At 31.4% G+C, this 18,238-nt stretch carries 16 protein-coding genes; 15 read left to right on the forward strand and 1 reads right to left on the reverse strand.

The features are described 5' to 3' along the window. The first annotated feature begins 34 nt into the window (after positions 1–34). On the forward strand, positions 35–1,657 hold the full coding sequence (groL, locus tag C7N71_RS05590) for a chaperonin GroEL (RefSeq protein ID WP_105988142.1): 1,623 nt from the start codon (positions 35–37) through the stop codon (positions 1,655–1,657). Between the two features lie 125 nt (positions 1,658–1,782). Next, positions 1,783–2,880 carry a glycosyltransferase family 4 protein gene (locus C7N71_RS05595; protein WP_105988143.1) on the forward strand — a complete coding sequence of 366 codons (1,098 nt, stop codon included), beginning with the start codon at positions 1,783–1,785 and terminating at the stop codon, positions 2,878–2,880. Between the two features lie 28 nt (positions 2,881–2,908). Here the strand turns inward: C7N71_RS05595 and C7N71_RS05600 are convergent, their stop codons facing one another. Then, entirely contained in the window at positions 2,909–3,568 is a 660-nt protein-coding gene (locus tag C7N71_RS05600; protein WP_105988144.1) for a YigZ family protein, read from the reverse strand. 50 nt (positions 3,569–3,618) lie between these two features. On the opposite strand from C7N71_RS05600, the gene C7N71_RS05605 reads away from it, so the two are divergent. From C7N71_RS05605 to uvrB, 13 genes are all read left to right on the forward strand, one after another. Continuing rightward, the gene (locus C7N71_RS05605; protein WP_105988145.1) at positions 3,619–4,947 is read left to right on the forward strand and encodes a DEAD/DEAH box helicase; all 1,329 of its coding nucleotides are present in this window, start codon (positions 3,619–3,621) and stop codon (positions 4,945–4,947) included. Next, positions 4,944–5,624, forward strand: a complete 681-nt coding sequence (locus tag C7N71_RS05610) for a ComF family protein (protein ID WP_105988146.1) — start codon at positions 4,944–4,946, stop codon at positions 5,622–5,624. Before C7N71_RS05605 ends, C7N71_RS05610 begins: the two co-directional genes overlap by 4 nt. A gap of 139 nt (positions 5,625–5,763) precedes the next feature. Next, positions 5,764–8,127, forward strand: coding sequence for a preprotein translocase subunit SecA (gene secA / locus C7N71_RS05615; RefSeq protein ID WP_105988147.1), 2,364 nt, complete (start codon positions 5,764–5,766; stop codon positions 8,125–8,127). A 65-nt stretch (positions 8,128–8,192) separates the two neighbouring features. Then, a protein-coding gene (prfB, locus tag C7N71_RS05620) for a peptide chain release factor 2 (RefSeq protein ID WP_105988148.1) occupies positions 8,193–9,309 on the forward strand; the annotation gives its coding sequence in 2 pieces (ribosomal slippage) (positions 8,193–8,264 and positions 8,266–9,309; 1,116 coding nt in all). Between the two features lie 16 nt (positions 9,310–9,325). Next, positions 9,326–10,465, forward strand: a complete 1,140-nt coding sequence (locus tag C7N71_RS05625) for a PDZ domain-containing protein (protein ID WP_105988149.1) — start codon at positions 9,326–9,328, stop codon at positions 10,463–10,465. A gap of 75 nt (positions 10,466–10,540) precedes the next feature. Then, positions 10,541–10,840 (forward strand): PspC domain-containing protein, encoded by a 300-nt coding sequence (locus C7N71_RS05630; RefSeq protein ID WP_105988150.1) that lies wholly within the window; start codon positions 10,541–10,543, stop codon positions 10,838–10,840. Between the two features lie 12 nt (positions 10,841–10,852). Next, positions 10,853–11,200, forward strand: coding sequence for a phage holin family protein (locus C7N71_RS05635; protein ID WP_105964933.1), 348 nt, complete (start codon positions 10,853–10,855; stop codon positions 11,198–11,200). 118 nt (positions 11,201–11,318) lie between these two features. Further along, positions 11,319–12,257, forward strand: coding sequence for an HPr(Ser) kinase/phosphatase (gene hprK, locus C7N71_RS05640; RefSeq protein WP_105988151.1), 939 nt, complete (start codon positions 11,319–11,321; stop codon positions 12,255–12,257). Between the two features lie 7 nt (positions 12,258–12,264). Continuing rightward, complete coding sequence (gene lgt / locus C7N71_RS05645; protein WP_105988152.1) at positions 12,265–13,110, forward strand: prolipoprotein diacylglyceryl transferase; 846 nt, start codon at positions 12,265–12,267, stop codon at positions 13,108–13,110. Between the two features lie 23 nt (positions 13,111–13,133). Then, positions 13,134–14,150, forward strand: a complete 1,017-nt coding sequence (locus C7N71_RS05650) for an NAD(P)H-dependent glycerol-3-phosphate dehydrogenase (protein ID WP_105988153.1) — start codon at positions 13,134–13,136, stop codon at positions 14,148–14,150. A 22-nt stretch (positions 14,151–14,172) separates the two neighbouring features. Beyond that, positions 14,173–15,048 (forward strand): UTP--glucose-1-phosphate uridylyltransferase GalU, encoded by an 876-nt coding sequence (gene galU / locus C7N71_RS05655; protein WP_105988154.1) that lies wholly within the window; start codon positions 14,173–14,175, stop codon positions 15,046–15,048. 80 nt (positions 15,049–15,128) lie between these two features. Continuing rightward, complete coding sequence (gene trxB, locus C7N71_RS05660; RefSeq protein WP_167387722.1) at positions 15,129–16,055, forward strand: thioredoxin-disulfide reductase; 927 nt, start codon at positions 15,129–15,131, stop codon at positions 16,053–16,055. Between the two features lie 169 nt (positions 16,056–16,224). Further along, positions 16,225–18,234 (forward strand): excinuclease ABC subunit UvrB, encoded by a 2,010-nt coding sequence (uvrB, locus tag C7N71_RS05665; RefSeq protein ID WP_105988295.1) that lies wholly within the window; start codon positions 16,225–16,227, stop codon positions 18,232–18,234. Positions 18,235–18,238: the final 4 nt, after the last annotated feature.

Genomic DNA, 18,238 nt, shown 5'->3' on the forward strand with positions numbered 1-18,238 from the left:
TGAATTATTAAAATTTTAATGAGGTGAAGTATTTATGGCTAAAGAAGTAAAATTTTCTGAAGATGCTAGAAATTCAATGCTAAGAGGTGTTGATAAATTAGCCAATACTGTAAAAACAACTTTAGGACCAAAAGGCCGTAATGTTGTTTTGGAAGAATCAGCTGGTACTCCTAACATTACTAATGATGGTGTAACCATTGCTAAATCAATTGATTTACAAAATCATTTTGAAAACATGGGAGCTAAATTAGTTTCTGAAGTTGCTTCAAAGACTGATGATATTGCTGGTGATGGTACTACTACTGCTACTGTTTTAACTCAAGCAATTGTTAATGAAGGAATGAAGAATGTTACTGCTGGTGCTAATCCAGTTGGCATTCGTCGTGGAATTGAAAAGGCTACTAAGGTTGCTGTAGATAAGTTACATAGCATGTCACATGAAGTTAAAAATAAAAATGATATTGCTCAAATTGCTTCAATTTCTGCAGATAACCCTGAAGTGGGTAACCTAATTGCTGATGCTATGGAAAAAGTAGGTAATGATGGAGTTATTACTGTTGAAGATTCTCGTGGTGTTAACACTACTATGGATGTTGTTGAAGGAATGCAATTTGATCGTGGATACATGTCTCAATATATGGTTACTGATAACGAAAAAATGGAAGCTGATTTAGATAATCCATATATTTTGGTAACTGATAAAAAGATTAATAATATTCAAGAAATCTTACCAGTATTACAAGCAGTTGTTGAACAAGGTCGTTCATTATTGATTATTGCTGATGATATTGGTGGTGAAGCTTTGCCAACACTTGTATTAAACAAGATGCGTGGAACATTTAACGTTGTTGCCGTTAAAGCTCCTGGCTTTGGTGATCGTAGAAAAGATCAACTACAAGATATTGCTACTTTAACTGGTGCAACACTTCTAACTGATGACTTGGGTATTAATTTAAAAGATGTTAAAATCGATCAATTAGGTCAATCAAATAAAGTAAATGTTACTAAGGACAATACAACTATTGTTCAAGGTTCTGGTGATAAAGATCAAATTGCCAAACGTGTTACTGAAATTAAAAATCAAATGGATACTACTACATCTGAATTTGACCGTGATAAATTAAGAGAACGTTTAGCTAAATTAGCTGGTGGAGTTGCAGTAATTCGTGTAGGAGCTGCTACTGAAACTGAATTAAAAGAACGTAAATACAGAATTGAAGATGCTCTAAATTCCACTAGAGCTGCGGTTGAAGAAGGTTTTGTTCCTGGTGGTGGAACTGCATTTATCAATGTTCTAAGAGATATTAGTTCTATTGAAGCTGATGGTGATGAACAAACTGGTGTTAACATTGTTTTAAGTGCATTAGAAGCCCCAGTAAGACAAATTGCTCATAATGCTGGTGTTGATGGTTCAGTTGTTGTTGAACACTTAAAGGATAAAGATAAAGGTGTAGGATATAACGCCGCAACTGGTAAATATGAAGATATGATTAAGGCTGGAGTCGTTGATCCAACTAAAGTATCTAGATCAGCATTACAAAATGCTGCCTCGGTTTCTGCATTGTTATTAACTACAGAAGCAGTAGTCGCTGATATGCCTAGCGAAAATGATGGTGGTAATAATACACCACAACCAGGTATGGGCGGTATGATGTAGTCATTTAATATAATATAGAAAAAAGGATTCCTTTTGGAATCCTTTTTTGTTTATCAAACTTGTTTTTGATTGTGCATATTTGTATAATTTAGTTAATATAAATTTAATTGAAAGGAAAACGATTAATGTTAAAACTTGAAATAATCGTTTGCTTATTTGCGACTTTAATAATTTCAGCTATTCTAACTCCATTTATTAGGAAATTAGCTTTTAGATGGGGAGCTATTGATGATCCAAATAAACGAAGAATGAATAAAATTCCTATGCCCACTTTGGGTGGCTTAGCAATCTTTGCATCATATACATTTTCGACAACTATTTTGTTAAGAAAACAGATGCCAACACATCAGCTATATGGAATGCTTGCTGGTGAAGCGATAATAATATTAACTGGTGTTATCGATGATATATGGGTCCTTAAACCTCGTCAAAAAGTTTTGGGCATAAGTTTGGCATCCATAGTAGTTTTCTTCTTAGGTAGCGTTCAGATGAACACAGTAACCTTACCATTTATCGGAACTTTTGGTCTAGGTTGGTTTAGTTTACCAATTACTTGGATTTGGATTTTAGCCATTACGAATGCTGTTAATTTAATTGATGGGCTTGATGGATTAGCCACTGGAGTATCGGCAATTGCACTAACTACCATGGGAATTACAGGGATGTTTTTCTTAAACGTAGGTAATACATATGTATCTATTATGATATTTGCACTAGTTGCATCTTGTTTGGGATTCTTACCATATAACTTTTTTCCTGCAAGAATTTATTTGGGAGATACGGGATCACTATTTATTGGCTTTATGATTTCTATATTCTCTTTGAATGGTTTAAAAAATGCTACCTTTATTACCGTAATCATCCCAGTTATTATTTTAGGGGTGCCAATTACTGATACTATTTATGCTATTTTAAGAAGGTTATTAAATAAACAAGCTATTTCACATGCCGATAAAAAGCATTTACACCATCGTTTAATGCAAATTGGTTTAACTCATCGTCAAACGGTTTTAGTTATTTATGGAATTGCTTTAATCTTTTCATTTATTTCATTGCTATATCCAATTTCAACAATGTGGGGTTCTATTCTACTTACAATTGCTACGCTATTGGGACTTGAATTATTTGTGGAATCTATTGATTTAGCTGGTAAAGGTAGGCAACCATTGTTAAACGCAATTAAGAAAATCGTAAAAGAAAATACAAGTAAAAGCAATCACTAAAAAAAGATTGATTCTATTTAATTAAGAATCAATCTTTTTTGTTATTTTTATACGGATTAAAATCTAATTCAAAATATTTTTCATCACCGTCAACCATATTAACGCGATTATTTAATAAATTAACGATATCTTGTTTAAAATTTTCAATATAATGATTGTCGACAGCTACAATGACGGAAACTTTATCAGTATATTGGGTATCAATAATATTAATATCGTTTTCATTTAAGTGATATTGCAATTGATTAAACAATTTATAATCCACATTAATTGTAATTTCAGTTTGTAAAACTTTTTCAATTACCCCAACACTTTCAATTGCCTTAGTGGTTGCATTACTATAAGCGCGAATCAATCCACCCGCACCTAGTTTAATTCCACCAAAATATCTTGTAACAACAGCAACCGTATTATGAATGCCAATCATTTTAATTGCATCTAAAATAGGAACACCAGCGGTTCCAGATGGTTCTCCGTTATCACTAGCACGTTGAATATGATCATCTTGTCCAATTACGTATGCATAACAATTATGGGTGGCCTTTTTATTTTCTAACTTGATACTTTCAATAAAATTATTTGCTTCTTCTTCATTTTGAACTCTTGCAATATTACAAATGAATCTTGATTTTTTTATATCAACTTCATTTGATCCTTTTGTTTTTATTGTTAAATAGTTTTTTTGCATTTTTAAAGAACCTCTTATATTAATTTTTTATTTTTGCGTATTTATTAAGTATGATTAAAAATTTAGTGGAACTATATGGAAGACAAATTGATGAAACAATGATTGATTCTAAATTATTGAAATCTAGTTTAATAAAAAGATATTTTCCAATTGAAGTTCATAATAACCATATTCATTGTAAACGATGTGGACAAGATAGCAATAAAATAAATGCTGAATTACCCAATGACAATTATTATTGTCCAATCTGTATAAATCTAGGTAGAGTAACTTTCAAAAAACAATTATGTTACCTAGATGAACCTAATAATTTTAAAAGATCAAACCCGATATTAACATGGAAAGGTCAATTAACCAATTTACAAAACGACTGTTCTAGAGACATTATTAAAGTTTTCAACCAAAACAAGAAACACCTATTATGGGCGGTCACTGGTGCTGGAAAAACTGAAATGTTATTTAAAGGGATTGCAGAAGCCATTAAACAAAATAAACGTATTTGTATTGCTTCACCAAGAGTTGATGTTTGTAACGAGTTATTTCCGAGAATTCAGGCTGCTTTGAAAAATACTGATATGATTTTATTACATGGACGTCAAGATGAAGAATACCGATATACTCAAATTACAGTATGTACAACCCATCAATTACTGAGATTCTATCGTGCTTTTGATGTGCTAATTATTGATGAAGTAGATTCATTTCCATATGTATCAGATGCAGGGTTACATTTTGCAGCTCAAAATGCATGTAAGATTAATTCTAGTTTATTATATCTAACTGCAACCCCATCCGAAGATTTAATCAAATTAGTTAAATATAATGAATTAAATATTAGTTACTTACCATTACGTTTTCACCAACATCTATTACCCGAAATTAATAATAAATTAATAGGAAATTGGCGTTTAAGGATTAATAAACAAAAACTACCATTTAAACTTTTAAATTTAATTAATAATAAAATAAACAGTAATCAGAGATTTTTATTATTTGTTCCACGAGTTAAGGATTTAGGGCCTTTGTCTGATTTACTAAAAATAAAATTTAATCATAAACTATGGGAAACTGTTCATTCAACTGATGATAAACGAATAGAAAAAGTACAAAAGATGCGTGATGAAAAGGTATTATTTTTGATTACTACCACTATTTTGGAGCGAGGGGTTACCTTTCCTGGAATTGATGTAATTGTTTTGGGCGCTGAAGATAATATTTTTTCAACTTCTGCTTTAGTTCAAATTGCAGGAAGAGTAGGGAGAAAAAATGATCGTCCTTTTGGTGAAGTTACATTTTTAATAAACTATTATACAAAAACTATAAAAAAGGCAGTTAAACAAATCAAATATATGAATAAACTAGGACAGAAGTTATTATGAAAAATAAGTGCTTGTGGTGTAACAAAAATATAAACAATGAATTAACATTATCTTTCATTCTTAGTTTTAAAAGCTATCAAGAACAATCTTTATGTAATGAATGTTTGAATTTATTTAAAGCCATTAATAATGATTTATGTTGTCATATTTGTGGAAGAAGTGGAACATTTAATTCAAATAAATGTTCTGATTGTTTAAGATGGCAAAAAATAGGAGATTCTTTAATTAACCATTCTTTTTTTCAATACAATGATGTAATGAAAGATTATATGCAAAAATATAAATTTAATGGTGATTATCGATTAAGAAAAATGTTTTGTAAATATTTTGAACAATATTTAAATTCTGATATGATAATTATCCCAGTTCCTGTTAGTGATAAAACATTTAAGCAAAGAGGCTTTAACCAAGTAGAAGGATTCTTAGAAAATGTTGAATATCTAAATGCTTTATTGGTTAATGAAGATAAGCAAACACAATCGCATTTGAATCGTAAAGATAGAATTAGTACAAAGCAACCATTTAAGTTAAATCATTCAATGAAAAATAATATTTTTAATAAAAATATTATTATAGTTGATGATATTTATACTACAGGAACTACAATGCGACATGCAGGTAAATTATTGATTGATAATGGGGCTAAAACCGTTCAAGGATTAACCTTAGCAAGATGATTTATTTGTTATGTTACTTTTAGTTTATAAAACATAAAACTATTTTTAAAAGTGGTAATAAAATGTTAAGATAATATAGTATATATTAATTAAAATCGGATTAAATTAAACAAAATTAAAAACGAAAGGGAATTTATTAATGCCTAATATTTTAAAGAAATGGGTTGAAAGCGATAAGCATGATATCAAACGTTTAAGTAAGTTAGCGGATAAAGTTGATAATTATGCTGATGAATATCGTAAATTAAGCGATGAAGATTTAAAAGCTAAAACTCCAGAATTTAAAAAACGTTATCAAGATGGTGAAACGCTAGATGATCTTCTTCCTGAAGCATTCGCTGTTGCAAGAGAAGGAGCTACTCGTGTTTTAGGACTAACTCCATTCCATGTTCAAGTTATGGGTGGAATTGTGCTTCATGAAGGAAGCATTTCTGAAATGAAAACTGGTGAAGGTAAAACATTAACTGCTACTATGCCTGTATATTTAAATGCATTGGCTGGTAAGGGTGTTCATGTTATTACAGTTAACGAATACTTATCCAAGCGTGATGCTGAACAAATGGGTGAACTATATAACTGGTTAGGCTTAACAGTTGGTGTTAACTTAACTGAAATGAGTGCTGAAGAAAAACGTGAAGCATACAATGACGATATTACCTATTCTACTAATAGTGAAATCGGATTTGATTATTTACGTGATAATATGGTTGTTTACAAAGAAGATATGGTACAACGTCCATTGAACTTTGCTATTGTCGATGAAGTAGACTCTATTTTAATTGATGAAGCTAGAACCCCATTAATCATTTCTGGTCAAGCTAAAGGTTCACAAGAATTATATATCCAAGCTGATCGTTTTGCTAAAACTTTAAAAGACAAAGATGATTTTAAGATTGATTTGGAATCAAAAACTGTTGCTTTAAAAGATCAAGGTATTGAAAAGGCTGAAAAGTACTTTAACTTAAAGAATTTATATGATACTGATAATACAGCTCTAACTCATCATTTGGATGAAGCATTACGTGCTAACTACATTATGCTTAAAGATAAGGACTATGTGGTTTCTAATGGTGAAGTATTAATCGTTGATTCATTTACTGGTCGTATTATGGAAGGTCGTCGCTTTTCTGATGGGCTACATCAAGCAATTGAAGCCAAAGAAGGCGTTGACATTCAAGAAGAAAGTAAAACCATGGCTAATATCACATACCAAAACTTATTCAGAATGTACCATAAGTTAGCTGGTATGACTGGTACTGCTAAAACAGAAGCTGATGAATTTAGAGAAATCTATAATATGGATGTTATTTCAATCCCTACTAATAAACCTGTAGCCAGAGTTGATGAACCTGATTTACTATATCCAACTCTTCAATCTAAATTCGATGCAGTTATCAGTAAAATCAAGGAATTACACAGTAAGGGACAACCAATGTTGATTGGTACCGTTGCTGTTGAAACATCAGAATATCTAGATAACAGATTAACTCAAGAAGGAATTCCACATAATGTTTTAAATGCTAAGAATCATGCTAAGGAAGCTGAAATTATTTCCAACGCTGGACAAAAGAATGCAGTTACTATTGCTACCAATATGGCTGGTCGTGGTACTGATATTAAACTTGGACCGGGTGTTGTTGAATTAGGTGGATTAGCGGTTATTGGAACTGAACGTCATGAATCAAGACGTATTGATAATCAATTACGTGGTCGTTCAGGTCGTCAAGGAGATCCAGGTCTTTCACAATTCTATCTTTCATTAGAAGATGATTTAATGCGTCGTTTTGGTTCTGACCGTATTAAGAGCTTCTTAGAAAATATGAAAGTTGATGGCGAATCTGCTGTTATTAAGAGTAGATTAATTACTAAACAAGTTGAATCAGCTCAAAAGCGTGTTGAAGGTAATAATTACGACTCTAGAAAACAAGTTCTTCAATATGATGATGTTATGAGACAACAACGTAATGTTATCTATGGTGAAAGATATCAAATTATTGAAGAAAATAAATCTCTTAAGTGGGTATTAATGCCAATGATTCAAAGAACTGTTAATAGAATTGTTAACTTGCATACTCAAGGAGATAAGAAAGATTGGGATTTAGATACTATTTTAGATTTTGCTATTAGTGCTTTAGTAAGTCCTGATCGCATTAGTTTGGATGATTTAGAAAATAAATCTGCTGATGAAATTAAAGACACTCTAATGAATCTTGCTAAACAAGTATATAAAGAAAAACAAGATCAATTATATGATCCTAATCAAATGCTTGAATTTGAAAAGGTTGTTATTTTAAGAGTTGTTGATTCACACTGGACTGATCATATTGATGAAATGGATCAATTGAGACAATCAGTTGGTTTAAGAGGTTATGGTCAATTGAATCCATTGGTTGAATATCAACGTGAAGGTTATCAAATGTTTGAAGAAATGGTTTCAGATATCAATTATGATACAACTAGACTATTTATGAAGGCTGAAATTAGACAAAACATTGAAAGATAATTTTAAAAACGGGGATGGACTTGTATAGTTCCATTGCCGTTTTTTACATAGGGAGTAAATAATTTATGGAATTAAAAGATGCAAAAGATGAAATTAATAAAATAAAAAAAGCCATTGCTGGTTTTAGGGGGTCTCTTTGACTTAGATTCATTATCTGAAAATATTGAAATTAATGAGTCTAAAATGGCAGATCCTAATTTTTGGGATGATCCTAATAAGGCTAAAAGCTTTATTGAAGAAAACAATAAACTGAAGAAAAAGTATGATAATTTTAAGGTAATTGCTGAAGAAAGTGATGACTTAGAAATAAATTTAGAATTATTTGAAGAAGATAACGACCCCTCAATAATGGAAGAATTTGAAAATAATTTAACTAAGACTAAAAAGCATTTAGAAAATTATCGCTTAGGCATGCTTTTAAATGGTAAATATGATGGCAATAATGCCATCTTAGAAATTCATCCAGGTGCTGGTGGAACTGAATCTCACGATTGGGGAATGATGTTACTTCGCATGTATACCAGATGGGCTGAACAACATGAATTCAAATTAGAGACTTTGAATTATCAAGTTGGTGAAGTAGCTGGAATTGATAGTGCAACGTTATTAATTTCTGGTGAAAATGCATATGGATATTTGAAATCAGAAAAAGGTGTGCATCGATTGGTTAGAATTTCTCCATTTGACTCAGCAGGTCGTCGTCACACATCATTTGCCTCAGTGGATGTAATGCCAGAATTAGATGATTCAGTAAACATTGATATTAATCCTGCTGACTTAAGAGTAGACGTTTTTAGAGCCAGTGGAGCTGGTGGTCAACATGTTAACAAAACTTCATCTGCGGTTCGAATTACCCATGAACCTACTGGAATTGTAGTTGCTAGTCAAGCTCAACGTTCACAGCTACAAAATAGGGAAACTGCAATGAATATGTTAAAGTCCAAGTTATATGAATTAGAAGAAGAAAAGAAGGCTGAGCAAAAAGCTCAACTAGAAGGTGAACAAAAAGAAATTGGATGGGGTTCACAAATTCGTTCTTATGTTTTTCATCCATATTCGATGGTAAAAGACCATCGTACAGGCTATGAAACTGCTAAAGTACAAGATGTTATGGATGGGAAATTAGACAAATTTATTAATTCGTATTTACAATGGAAATTAAGCAAGCAGAACCCAGATTAACTTAGGAGACAAGCAAATGGATTATTTATTAACATTATCTATAATTTTTATTCAACCAGTTCTTTGGCTGGGCATAATTAAAGTTCTTTTAAACAATAAAAAAAGACTTTCACGTGAAAGAAATTCTTTTAATACTGCTATTTATCAAAATAATTTTGAGTTAAAACATTTTTTACTAGGATTTTTACTTTTTGGTATTTTTGGATCTATTTTATCAATTTTAGTTGGTACATTTATTTCTGTTCCATGGATTATTTTGTATGAAGTACTACTATTATTAAATATTGTGTTGATTCCCTATAGATTATTTCCGATTATAATAGCTGGAATAACAACTTTAATTACAATGATTCCTAGTATATTTGATTATATTAATGACAACTTTGATTCTTCAATTGATTTATCAATGACTGCCAATCAAAACATATTATTTCTAATTAGTTTAATCATTTTAATATCCGGTTTATTTTGGAGATACTTTGTTGGCCGTTATAATACCCCTGAAATATCGAAAAATAAACGTGGAAACCGTGTAGCTGGATATCTTTTAAATGAAATGACAGTTTTTCCATTACTCGTTTTAATTCCTGGCGACCAATTGCAAAAAGCAATTTCATTTTGGCCTACTTTCATGGTAGGACATCAATCGTTTAGTTTATTTTTATTACCAGTACTTTTAAGTGCAAAAATGAAAATATTCAAGAATGTTCCTTTAAAGATTGCAAAAAAGATTGGTAATTCAATCATTAAATTAGGTATTTTTGGATTTATATTAACAATTGGCAGCTATTTCTTCCCAATTGTTACTTTATATTCAATCGGAATCCTTATTATTGTTTATTTGTTGATTTTAATTAGACTCAAATTACAAGACCTTAAATCTGAAAAATGGTTTTCTGATGCAGTTGAAGGCGTTAGTGTAATTGGTGTTAAGCCATCTACTCCAGCTGATAAAATGGGGGTTGAAATTGGGGATCGTATTGTTGAAGTTAATAACAAAACGGTTCATAATGAAAATGAATTTTATGAGGCCATTTTATCTTCACCTACATTTTGTCGATTAAAATTAATAAATAGAAATGATCGAATCAAAATTACTGAATCAGCTATTTATAACGATTCACCAAATGAATTAGGGGTTGTTTTGTTTAAATAAATTATTTTTGTTAAAAGGATTGTATTTAAGCATGAAAAGTGTTTAAATGTTTAACTCAAAGGAGTTGTTAATAAAATGAAAAAATTAACTAGATCAAAAACAGACAGAATGCTAACTGGAGTTGCCGGTGGAGTTTCAGAATATCTAGGAATTGATTCTAGAATTATAAGAATAATTTTTATTATTCTTGCTTTCTTTCATGGCATTGGATTACTTGCATACTTGATTTTGCTTGTTTTAATGCCCAATACTCAACAAACAACTGGTCCTTTTGATGGGATGTTTAATCAATATAAGTCTAAAGAACAATCAACAACTAAGAATAACGATAAAAGAAAAAATTTAAAAGATGTTCAGGAATTTGATCATAAATAAAGGAGACTTACAATGGGATTTTGGGGTCGTTTATTAGTTAATACCTTATTATTTATAGCTATTGCAGGTTTCTTTCAAGGAAGCTTTTATGTCGCTAGTTTAACAACTGCCATTATCGCTGCTTTTGTATTGGCGATTTTGAATACTTTGGTAAAACCGGTATTGTTTATTCTTTCATTACCAATTAATATTTTGACATTGGGATTATTCAGTATTGTCTTAAATGCATTTATGTTAGAAGCAACCTCATATATTGTTGGCAGTGATTTCCAATTTACTTCTTTTGGGATGGCAATGCTAGTATCTATAATAATGTCAATTTGTAATGCGGTGTTATCTAATAATCAATCAACTGAATAATGTTAAAATTAAGTAGGTATTTAATAATATCTACTTATTTTTTTATTTTTAATGTGTTTTTAAGATTAAAAGATAATAATTAAAATGGTAAAATAATAATAACATAGGAGGTAAACGTATGACTTATAATGTTAGTGTTGCTGACTTAGTTGAAAATACACATCTAGATATTTTTTATGGTAAAGAGTATTTAGATAGACCTATTACTACTAGTGACATTTCAAGACCTGGTTTAGAGTTAACTGGATATTTTAATTATTATCCGGCTAAAAGAATTCAATTACTTGGAATTACTGAGACCTCATATGCAAAAGGCATGAATAGTGCCGATCTTTATGAAGTTATGAAAGAAATGTGTCACCCAGAAACACCAGCTTTTGTGATCTCGACCCAATTGGATCCGCCTGATGAATTAATTAGAGCTGCTAAAAATAAACATATTCCTATTTTAGGATCAAAATTAACAACCTCTAGAGTTTTAAGTAATATGACTAATTATTTAGAAAGTAATTTAGCCGAAAGAAAATCTATGCATGGAGTTTTAGTTGATGTTTATGGATTAGGTGTTCTGATGACTGGTGATTCAGGAGTCGGTAAAAGTGAAACTGCTTTGGAATTAGTTAAACGTGGACATCGATTAATAGCTGATGATCGAGTTGAGGTATACCAACAGGATGAACAAACACTAGTTGGACAAGCTCCACGTATTTTACGTCATTTATTGGAAATCCGTGGAATTGGGATTATTGACGTAATGAATTTATTTGGTGCAGGAGCTGTACGTTCAAAAACCAAAGTTGATTTAATTGTCCATTTAGAAAACTGGTCTGATAATAAAGATTATGATCGATTAGGGAATTCTAATGAAACTAGACGGATTTTTGATGTTGATGTTGAAAGAATTAACATTCCAGTTAAAACAGGACGTAATTTAGCAATTATTATTGAAGCAGCTGCAATGAACTTTAGAGCTAGAACAATGGGATACGATGCAACTAAAGTATTCAATGATAATCTGAATAGCTTAATTAAAGAAAATTCAAAACCTAATGGTTAATTAAATATTGAATGGAGGAGATCTTATTTCGTTAGCTTTAAATCCGATTGCATTTAATTTGGGATCAATTCAAGTTCATTGGTATGGAATCTTTATTGCTAGTGCAGTGATGATTGCGGTTTATCTTTCTGTTAAAGAAGGCTCAAAACGTGGAATTATTGCAGATAACATTTATGACATGATTTTATGGGCATTGCCTGTTGCGATTATTTGTGCTCGTATCTATTATGTAGCATTTCAATGGCCGTACTATAGTCAACATCTAGATGAAATCATTAAAGTTTGGGATGGGGGAATTGCCATTTATGGAGCTTTAATTGGTGCTGGCTTAGTTGTATTTTATTATTGTCGTAGTAAATTTATACCGGTTTGGTTGATGCTAGATGTTATTGCTCCAACTGTAATAATGGGACAAGGTATTGGTAGATGGGGTAACTTTATGAACCAAGAAGCTTTTGGTAAAATTACTAGTTTATCTTTCTTACAACACTTACATTTACCATCATTTATAATTAATCAAATGTTTATTCAAGGATCATATCGTCAACCAACTTTTTTATATGAGTCTATTTGGGATATATTTGGTTTTATAATACTAATGAATTTAAGGCATATTAACAAATTCTTTAAACGTGGTGAAGTCTTTTTAGGTTATGTAATTTGGTATTCATTTGGAAGATTCTTTGTTGAGGGAATGCGTACTGATAGCTTAATGGCCTTTGGTGATATAAGAGTTTCACAATTATTATCAATTGTTTTATTTTTCGGTTCTATTGGTATTATTATTTATCGTAGAAAGAAAAATCCAGATTTACCATATTATCTTGACGGTAGGTCAATAATTAATAAGTAATATAATTACAAGGAGATTTTATAATGGTAGAAAAAGTAGCAGTTTTAGGTGCAGGATCATGGGGTAGCATGTTAGCAAACATCTTATCTGAAAATGGTAACGAAGTTCATTTATGGTCTTATAAACCAGCTCAAGTTGAAGAATTAAACAACAAACACACTAATACTAAATACATTGAGAATTTTACATATTCTAAGGATTTAGTAGCTTATTCTGATATGAAGGAAGCTATTAATGGAGCTGATGACATTTTATTTGTGGTACCAGCTCAAGTTACTAGATCAATTGCTCAAAAAGTAAATAATATTTTGGCGGAATTGAATATGAAAGTAAATATTATTCATGGTAGTAAAGGAATTGAGCAAAAGACTTATAAACGTATGTCTGAAGTCCTTACTGAAGAAATTGATCCTAAATATCGTAAATCCATTTCTGTAATATCTGGCCCTAGTCAAGCTGAATCTGTAGCAAAACATGATATTACTTTGGTTACTACTGCTTCAGAAAATATTAAAGATGCTGAACACGTTCAGTCTTTGTTTATTAATGAATATTTTAGAGTGTATACCAATGATGATATTATAGGTGTTGAAATTGGTGCAGCGTTGAAAAATATTATTGCATTAGGAGCAGGAGCACTTTATAGTTTAGGATATGGTGATAATACTAAAGCAGCTTTAATGACTCGTGGTTTAGCAGAAATTTCTCGATTAGGGACTTCATTTGGTGCTAATCCATTAACCTTTACTGGATTGTCTGGGGTTGGTGATCTAATTGTTACAGCAACAAGTAGTGATTCTAGAAATTGGCGTGCTGGATATCAATTAGGACAAGGTAAATCATTGGACGAAGTTATTGAACATATGGGGATGGTAATTGAAGGCATTGCCACCACCAAAGCAGCCTATGAATTAGCTAAACAACGTGGTATCGATATGCCAATTACATCAGCTATTTATCATGTTATAAACGATGAATTAACTGTTAAAGATGCAATTAATAATTTAATGCATCGTGAAGGCCGAGCAGAATTGGACTAAATATGGTTTAAGGAGAATTTTTATGAAAAAAATTAGAAAAGCAATCATCCCAGCTGCAGGCTTGGGAACAAGATTCTTACCAGAAACTAAAGCAATGCCTAAGGAAATGCTTCCAGTAGTGGACAAACCTGCTATTCAATTAATTGTTGAAGAAGCAATTGCTTCTGGGATTACTGATATTTTAATTATTATTGGAAAAGGTAAGCGTGCAATTGAAGACCATTTTGATTCTAATACTGAATTAGAATTAAATCTTGAAAAGAAAAATAAGATGAAAATGTTGGAAGCTGTTAAGAAAACTAATGGTTTAAACATCTATTTTAAACGTCAAGAACACCCTAATGGTTTAGGGGATGCGGTTCATACTGCCAAGAGTTTTGTTGGGGATGATCCATTCGTTATTATGCTAGGTGACGATTTGATGCAAGACAAGACTCCATTAACTAAGCAATTAATTGATAGTTATGAAAAAACTAATTCTTCCACTCTAGCTGTTATGAAGGTTCCACATGAAGATACTTCTAAATATGGAGTTATTAATCCCGCTAAGGAAGTACAAGATGGATTATATGATGTTACTAGCTTCGTTGAAAAACCTAATCCAGAAGATGCTCCTAGTGATTTAGCAATCATCGGTCGTTACTTATTGACTCCAGAAATATTTGAAATATTGGAAAATACTAAACCAGGTAAGGGTAATGAAATTCAATTAACTGATGCTATTGATACTTTGAACAAAAATGGTAAAGTCTATGCTCATGAATTTAAAGGTTCTCGTTATGATACCGGGAATAAATTCGGCTGGTTAGAAACTAATATTGAATTTGGTTTACAACATCCAGAAGTATCAAATCAATTGAAACAATATATTAAGGATTTAGCTAAGAAATTAGACTAATATTACTTTGTGTGCAAAATAATAGACAAACTTTTATTTTGCTAGTAAAGTAGTGCTTATTGAAAAAGAGAGGAGCTGAAATTATGGAAAAATATGATGTAATCGTAATTGGTGCAGGTCCTGGTGGAATGACTGCAGCATTATATGCTTCTCGTGCAAATTTATCTGTTTTGATGATTGATCGAGGCATTTACGGTGGCCAAATGAATAATACTGCTGAAATTGAGAATTATCCTGGCTTTAAATCAATTTTGGGCCCAGATTTAGCTAAAAAAATGTATGAAGGTTCAATTAACTTTGGTGCAAAATATGCATATGGTACTGTTGAATCAATTGAACAATCAGGTAAAAATAAGATTGTTAAAACCGATCAAGATAGTTATGAAACAGGTTCTGTGATCATTGGGACTGGTTCTCAATACCGTAAATTAGGTGTTGAAGGTGAAGATGAATATGGTGGTAAGGGTGTTTCTTATTGTGCTGTATGTGACGGAGCTTTCTTTAAAAACAGAGAAGTAGTCGTAATTGGTGGTGGTGACTCAGCAATTTCAGAAGCTTTATACCTTGCTGGTATTACTTCAAGAGTTACTGTTATCCATCGTCGCGATCAATTAAGAGCACAAAAGGTACTTCAAGATCGTGCATTTGCAAACGACAAAATTAATTTTATTTGGAATACTAATGTAACTGAAATTATTGGTGATAATATGAAGGTTACAGGGGTTAAAACATTGAATAATCAGACAAATGAAACTGATGTTGTTGATGCCAATGGAGTATTTATTTATGTTGGAAACAATCCAATGACTGAACCATTTAATAATTTAAATATTACTGATGATAAAGGTTGGATTAAGACAAATGAACGTATGGAAACTTCAGTACCTGGAGTTTTTGCAATTGGAGACGTTCGTTCAAAAGAATTAAGACAAGTTGCAACTGCTGTTGGTGACGGTGGAATTGCTGGTCAAAATGCTTTTGAATATGTATCATCATTAGAAAAATAATTGATAAAAAGGAATGCTATTTAAGCATTCCTTTTTATTATCTTGTCGGATACGTATTAATTTTAGAATGTATGTTCGTGTGTTAAAATGTATACAAAATTGCAGGGATGTTTAAGGGCTTATAATTTAAGCTCTTATTTTAATGAGAAAGTGAGGGCTTTTATTGCAAATTAAACGAGAAAAAAATAACCATTTTGACTTAGTTTCTAAATATAAGCCAACTGGAGATCAACCAGAGGCAATTAAAAAATTAACTGTTGGTATTGAAAATGGCCAAAAATCTCAAATATTATTGGGTGCTACTGGGACTGGTAAAACATTTACGATTTCAAATGTTATCAAGAATGTAAATAAACCTACGTTAATTTTATCTCACAATAAAACGTTAGCTGGCCAATTATATGGTGAATTCAAAGAATTTTTCCCTAATAATGCAGTTGAATATTTTGTTAGTTATTATGATTATTATCAACCGGAAGCTTATGTACCTTCAAGTGACACTTATATTGAAAAGGACTCTTCTGTAAATGACGAAATTGATAAGTTACGGCATGCCGCTACTAATGCACTCCTAACCAGAAATGATGTTATTATTGTAGCTTCAGTATCGTCTATTTTTGGTTTAGGGAGTCCGGAAGAATACTATAAACATACGGTATCTTTACATGTAGGGCAACAAATAGAACGTGATGATGTTTTACGTCAGCTTGTCGATATTCAATTTGATCGGAATGATATTGATTTTCAACGTGGTCGCTTTAGAGTTCATGGTGATGTGGTAGATATTTTTCCAGCTTCAGGTGATAAACATGCACTTAGAGTTGAATTTTTTGGCGATGAAATTGATTCAATTAGAGAAATTGATACATTGACAGGCGAATTTTTAGGGAAAAAGAATAACGTTATTATTTTCCCTGCGACTCACTTTTTAACCGATGATCAAAATCTGGATCGTGCTTTAGCCAACATTAGAAAAGAAATGGATGAACAAGTTGCTAAATTCAAAAGTGAAGGTAAACTTGTTGAAGCCCAACGCCTAAAACAACGAACTACTTATGATATTGAAATGATGGCAGAAATGGGATATACCAATGGGATTGAAAATTATTCTAGGCATATGGATCATCGTAAACCAGGTGAACCACCATATACATTACTTGATTTCTTCCCTGATGATTATTTATTAGTTGTTGATGAATCTCATCAAACTTTGCCTCAAATTGGTGGGATGTATAAGGGTGATAAAGCTAGAAAAGAACAACTTATTAAGTATGGATTTAGATTACCTAGTGCTTTAGATAATCGTCCTTTGAAGATGCCTGAGTTTAAGAAACATATTAATCAAGCTGTTTACATGTCAGCTACACCTGGTCCTCGTGAACTAGAAATGACTGATAAAAAGAATATCGTTCAACAAATTATTCGTCCAACTGGTCTTTTAGATCCTACAGTTGAAGTTCGTCCAATCATGGGACAAATGGATAACTTAGTTGGTGAAATTAATAAAAGAATTGATCGAGACGAAAGAACATTTGTTACTACCTTAACTAAAAAGATGGCAGAAGATTTAACTGATTATCTGAAAGATTTAGGGATTAAAGTAGCATATTTACACTCAGATGTTAAAACTCTTGAACGGACTAAAATTATACGTGACTTAAGATTAGGTAAATATGATGTTTTAGTGGGAATTAATCTTTTAAGAGAAGGTATTGATGTTCCGGAAGTTTCTTTAGTTGCAATTTTGGATGCTGACAAAGAAGGCTTTCTAAGAAACGAACGTTCATTAATTCAAACGATTGGCCGTGCAGCTAGAAATGAAAATGGTTCTGTTATTATGTATGCTGATACAGTAACTGATTCCATGCAAAAGGCAATGGATGAAACTGCTAGAAGAAGAAAAATTCAAAAAGCATATAATAAAGAACATGGGATTACCCCACATACTATCAAGAAACCAGTTCGTGATCTTATTAAATATGATAATAACGATGATGATGAACCAAAAGAAAGTCATTCATTTGTTGAATCTGATTTCCAAAAGATGACTAAAAAAGAACAACAATCAATGCTTGAAACTCTAAATAAAGAAATGCGACATGCTGCAACGAAATTAGATTTTGAACAAGCTGCTTCTATTCGTGATACAGTTATGGAACTTAAGAGTCAAATGAAATAAGTAA

The organism is Apilactobacillus timberlakei, assembly GCF_002993965.1.
Lineage (GTDB): Bacteria > Bacillota > Bacilli > Lactobacillales > Lactobacillaceae > Apilactobacillus > Apilactobacillus timberlakei.

Bases quoted from the DNA above. Each gene is read 5' to 3' on its own strand.
- groL (WP_105988142.1), top strand. From the start codon at position 35: ATGGCTAAAGAAGTAAAATTTTCTGAAGATGCTAGAAATTCAATGCTA.
- C7N71_RS05595 (WP_105988143.1), top strand. From the start codon at position 1,783: ATGTTAAAACTTGAAATAATCGTTTGCTTATTTGCGACTTTAATAATT.
- C7N71_RS05600 (WP_105988144.1), bottom strand. From the start codon at position 3,568: ATGCAAAAAAACTATTTAACAATAAAAACAAAAGGATCAAATGAAGTT.
- C7N71_RS05605 (WP_105988145.1), top strand. From the start codon at position 3,619: ATGATTAAAAATTTAGTGGAACTATATGGAAGACAAATTGATGAAACA.
- C7N71_RS05610 (WP_105988146.1), top strand. From the start codon at position 4,944: ATGAAAAATAAGTGCTTGTGGTGTAACAAAAATATAAACAATGAATTA.
- secA (WP_105988147.1), top strand. From the start codon at position 5,764: ATGCCTAATATTTTAAAGAAATGGGTTGAAAGCGATAAGCATGATATC.
- C7N71_RS05625 (WP_105988149.1), top strand. From the start codon at position 9,326: ATGGATTATTTATTAACATTATCTATAATTTTTATTCAACCAGTTCTT.
- C7N71_RS05630 (WP_105988150.1), top strand. From the start codon at position 10,541: ATGAAAAAATTAACTAGATCAAAAACAGACAGAATGCTAACTGGAGTT.
- C7N71_RS05635 (WP_105964933.1), top strand. From the start codon at position 10,853: ATGGGATTTTGGGGTCGTTTATTAGTTAATACCTTATTATTTATAGCT.
- hprK (WP_105988151.1), top strand. From the start codon at position 11,319: ATGACTTATAATGTTAGTGTTGCTGACTTAGTTGAAAATACACATCTA.
- C7N71_RS05650 (WP_105988153.1), top strand. From the start codon at position 13,134: ATGGTAGAAAAAGTAGCAGTTTTAGGTGCAGGATCATGGGGTAGCATG.
- galU (WP_105988154.1), top strand. From the start codon at position 14,173: ATGAAAAAAATTAGAAAAGCAATCATCCCAGCTGCAGGCTTGGGAACA.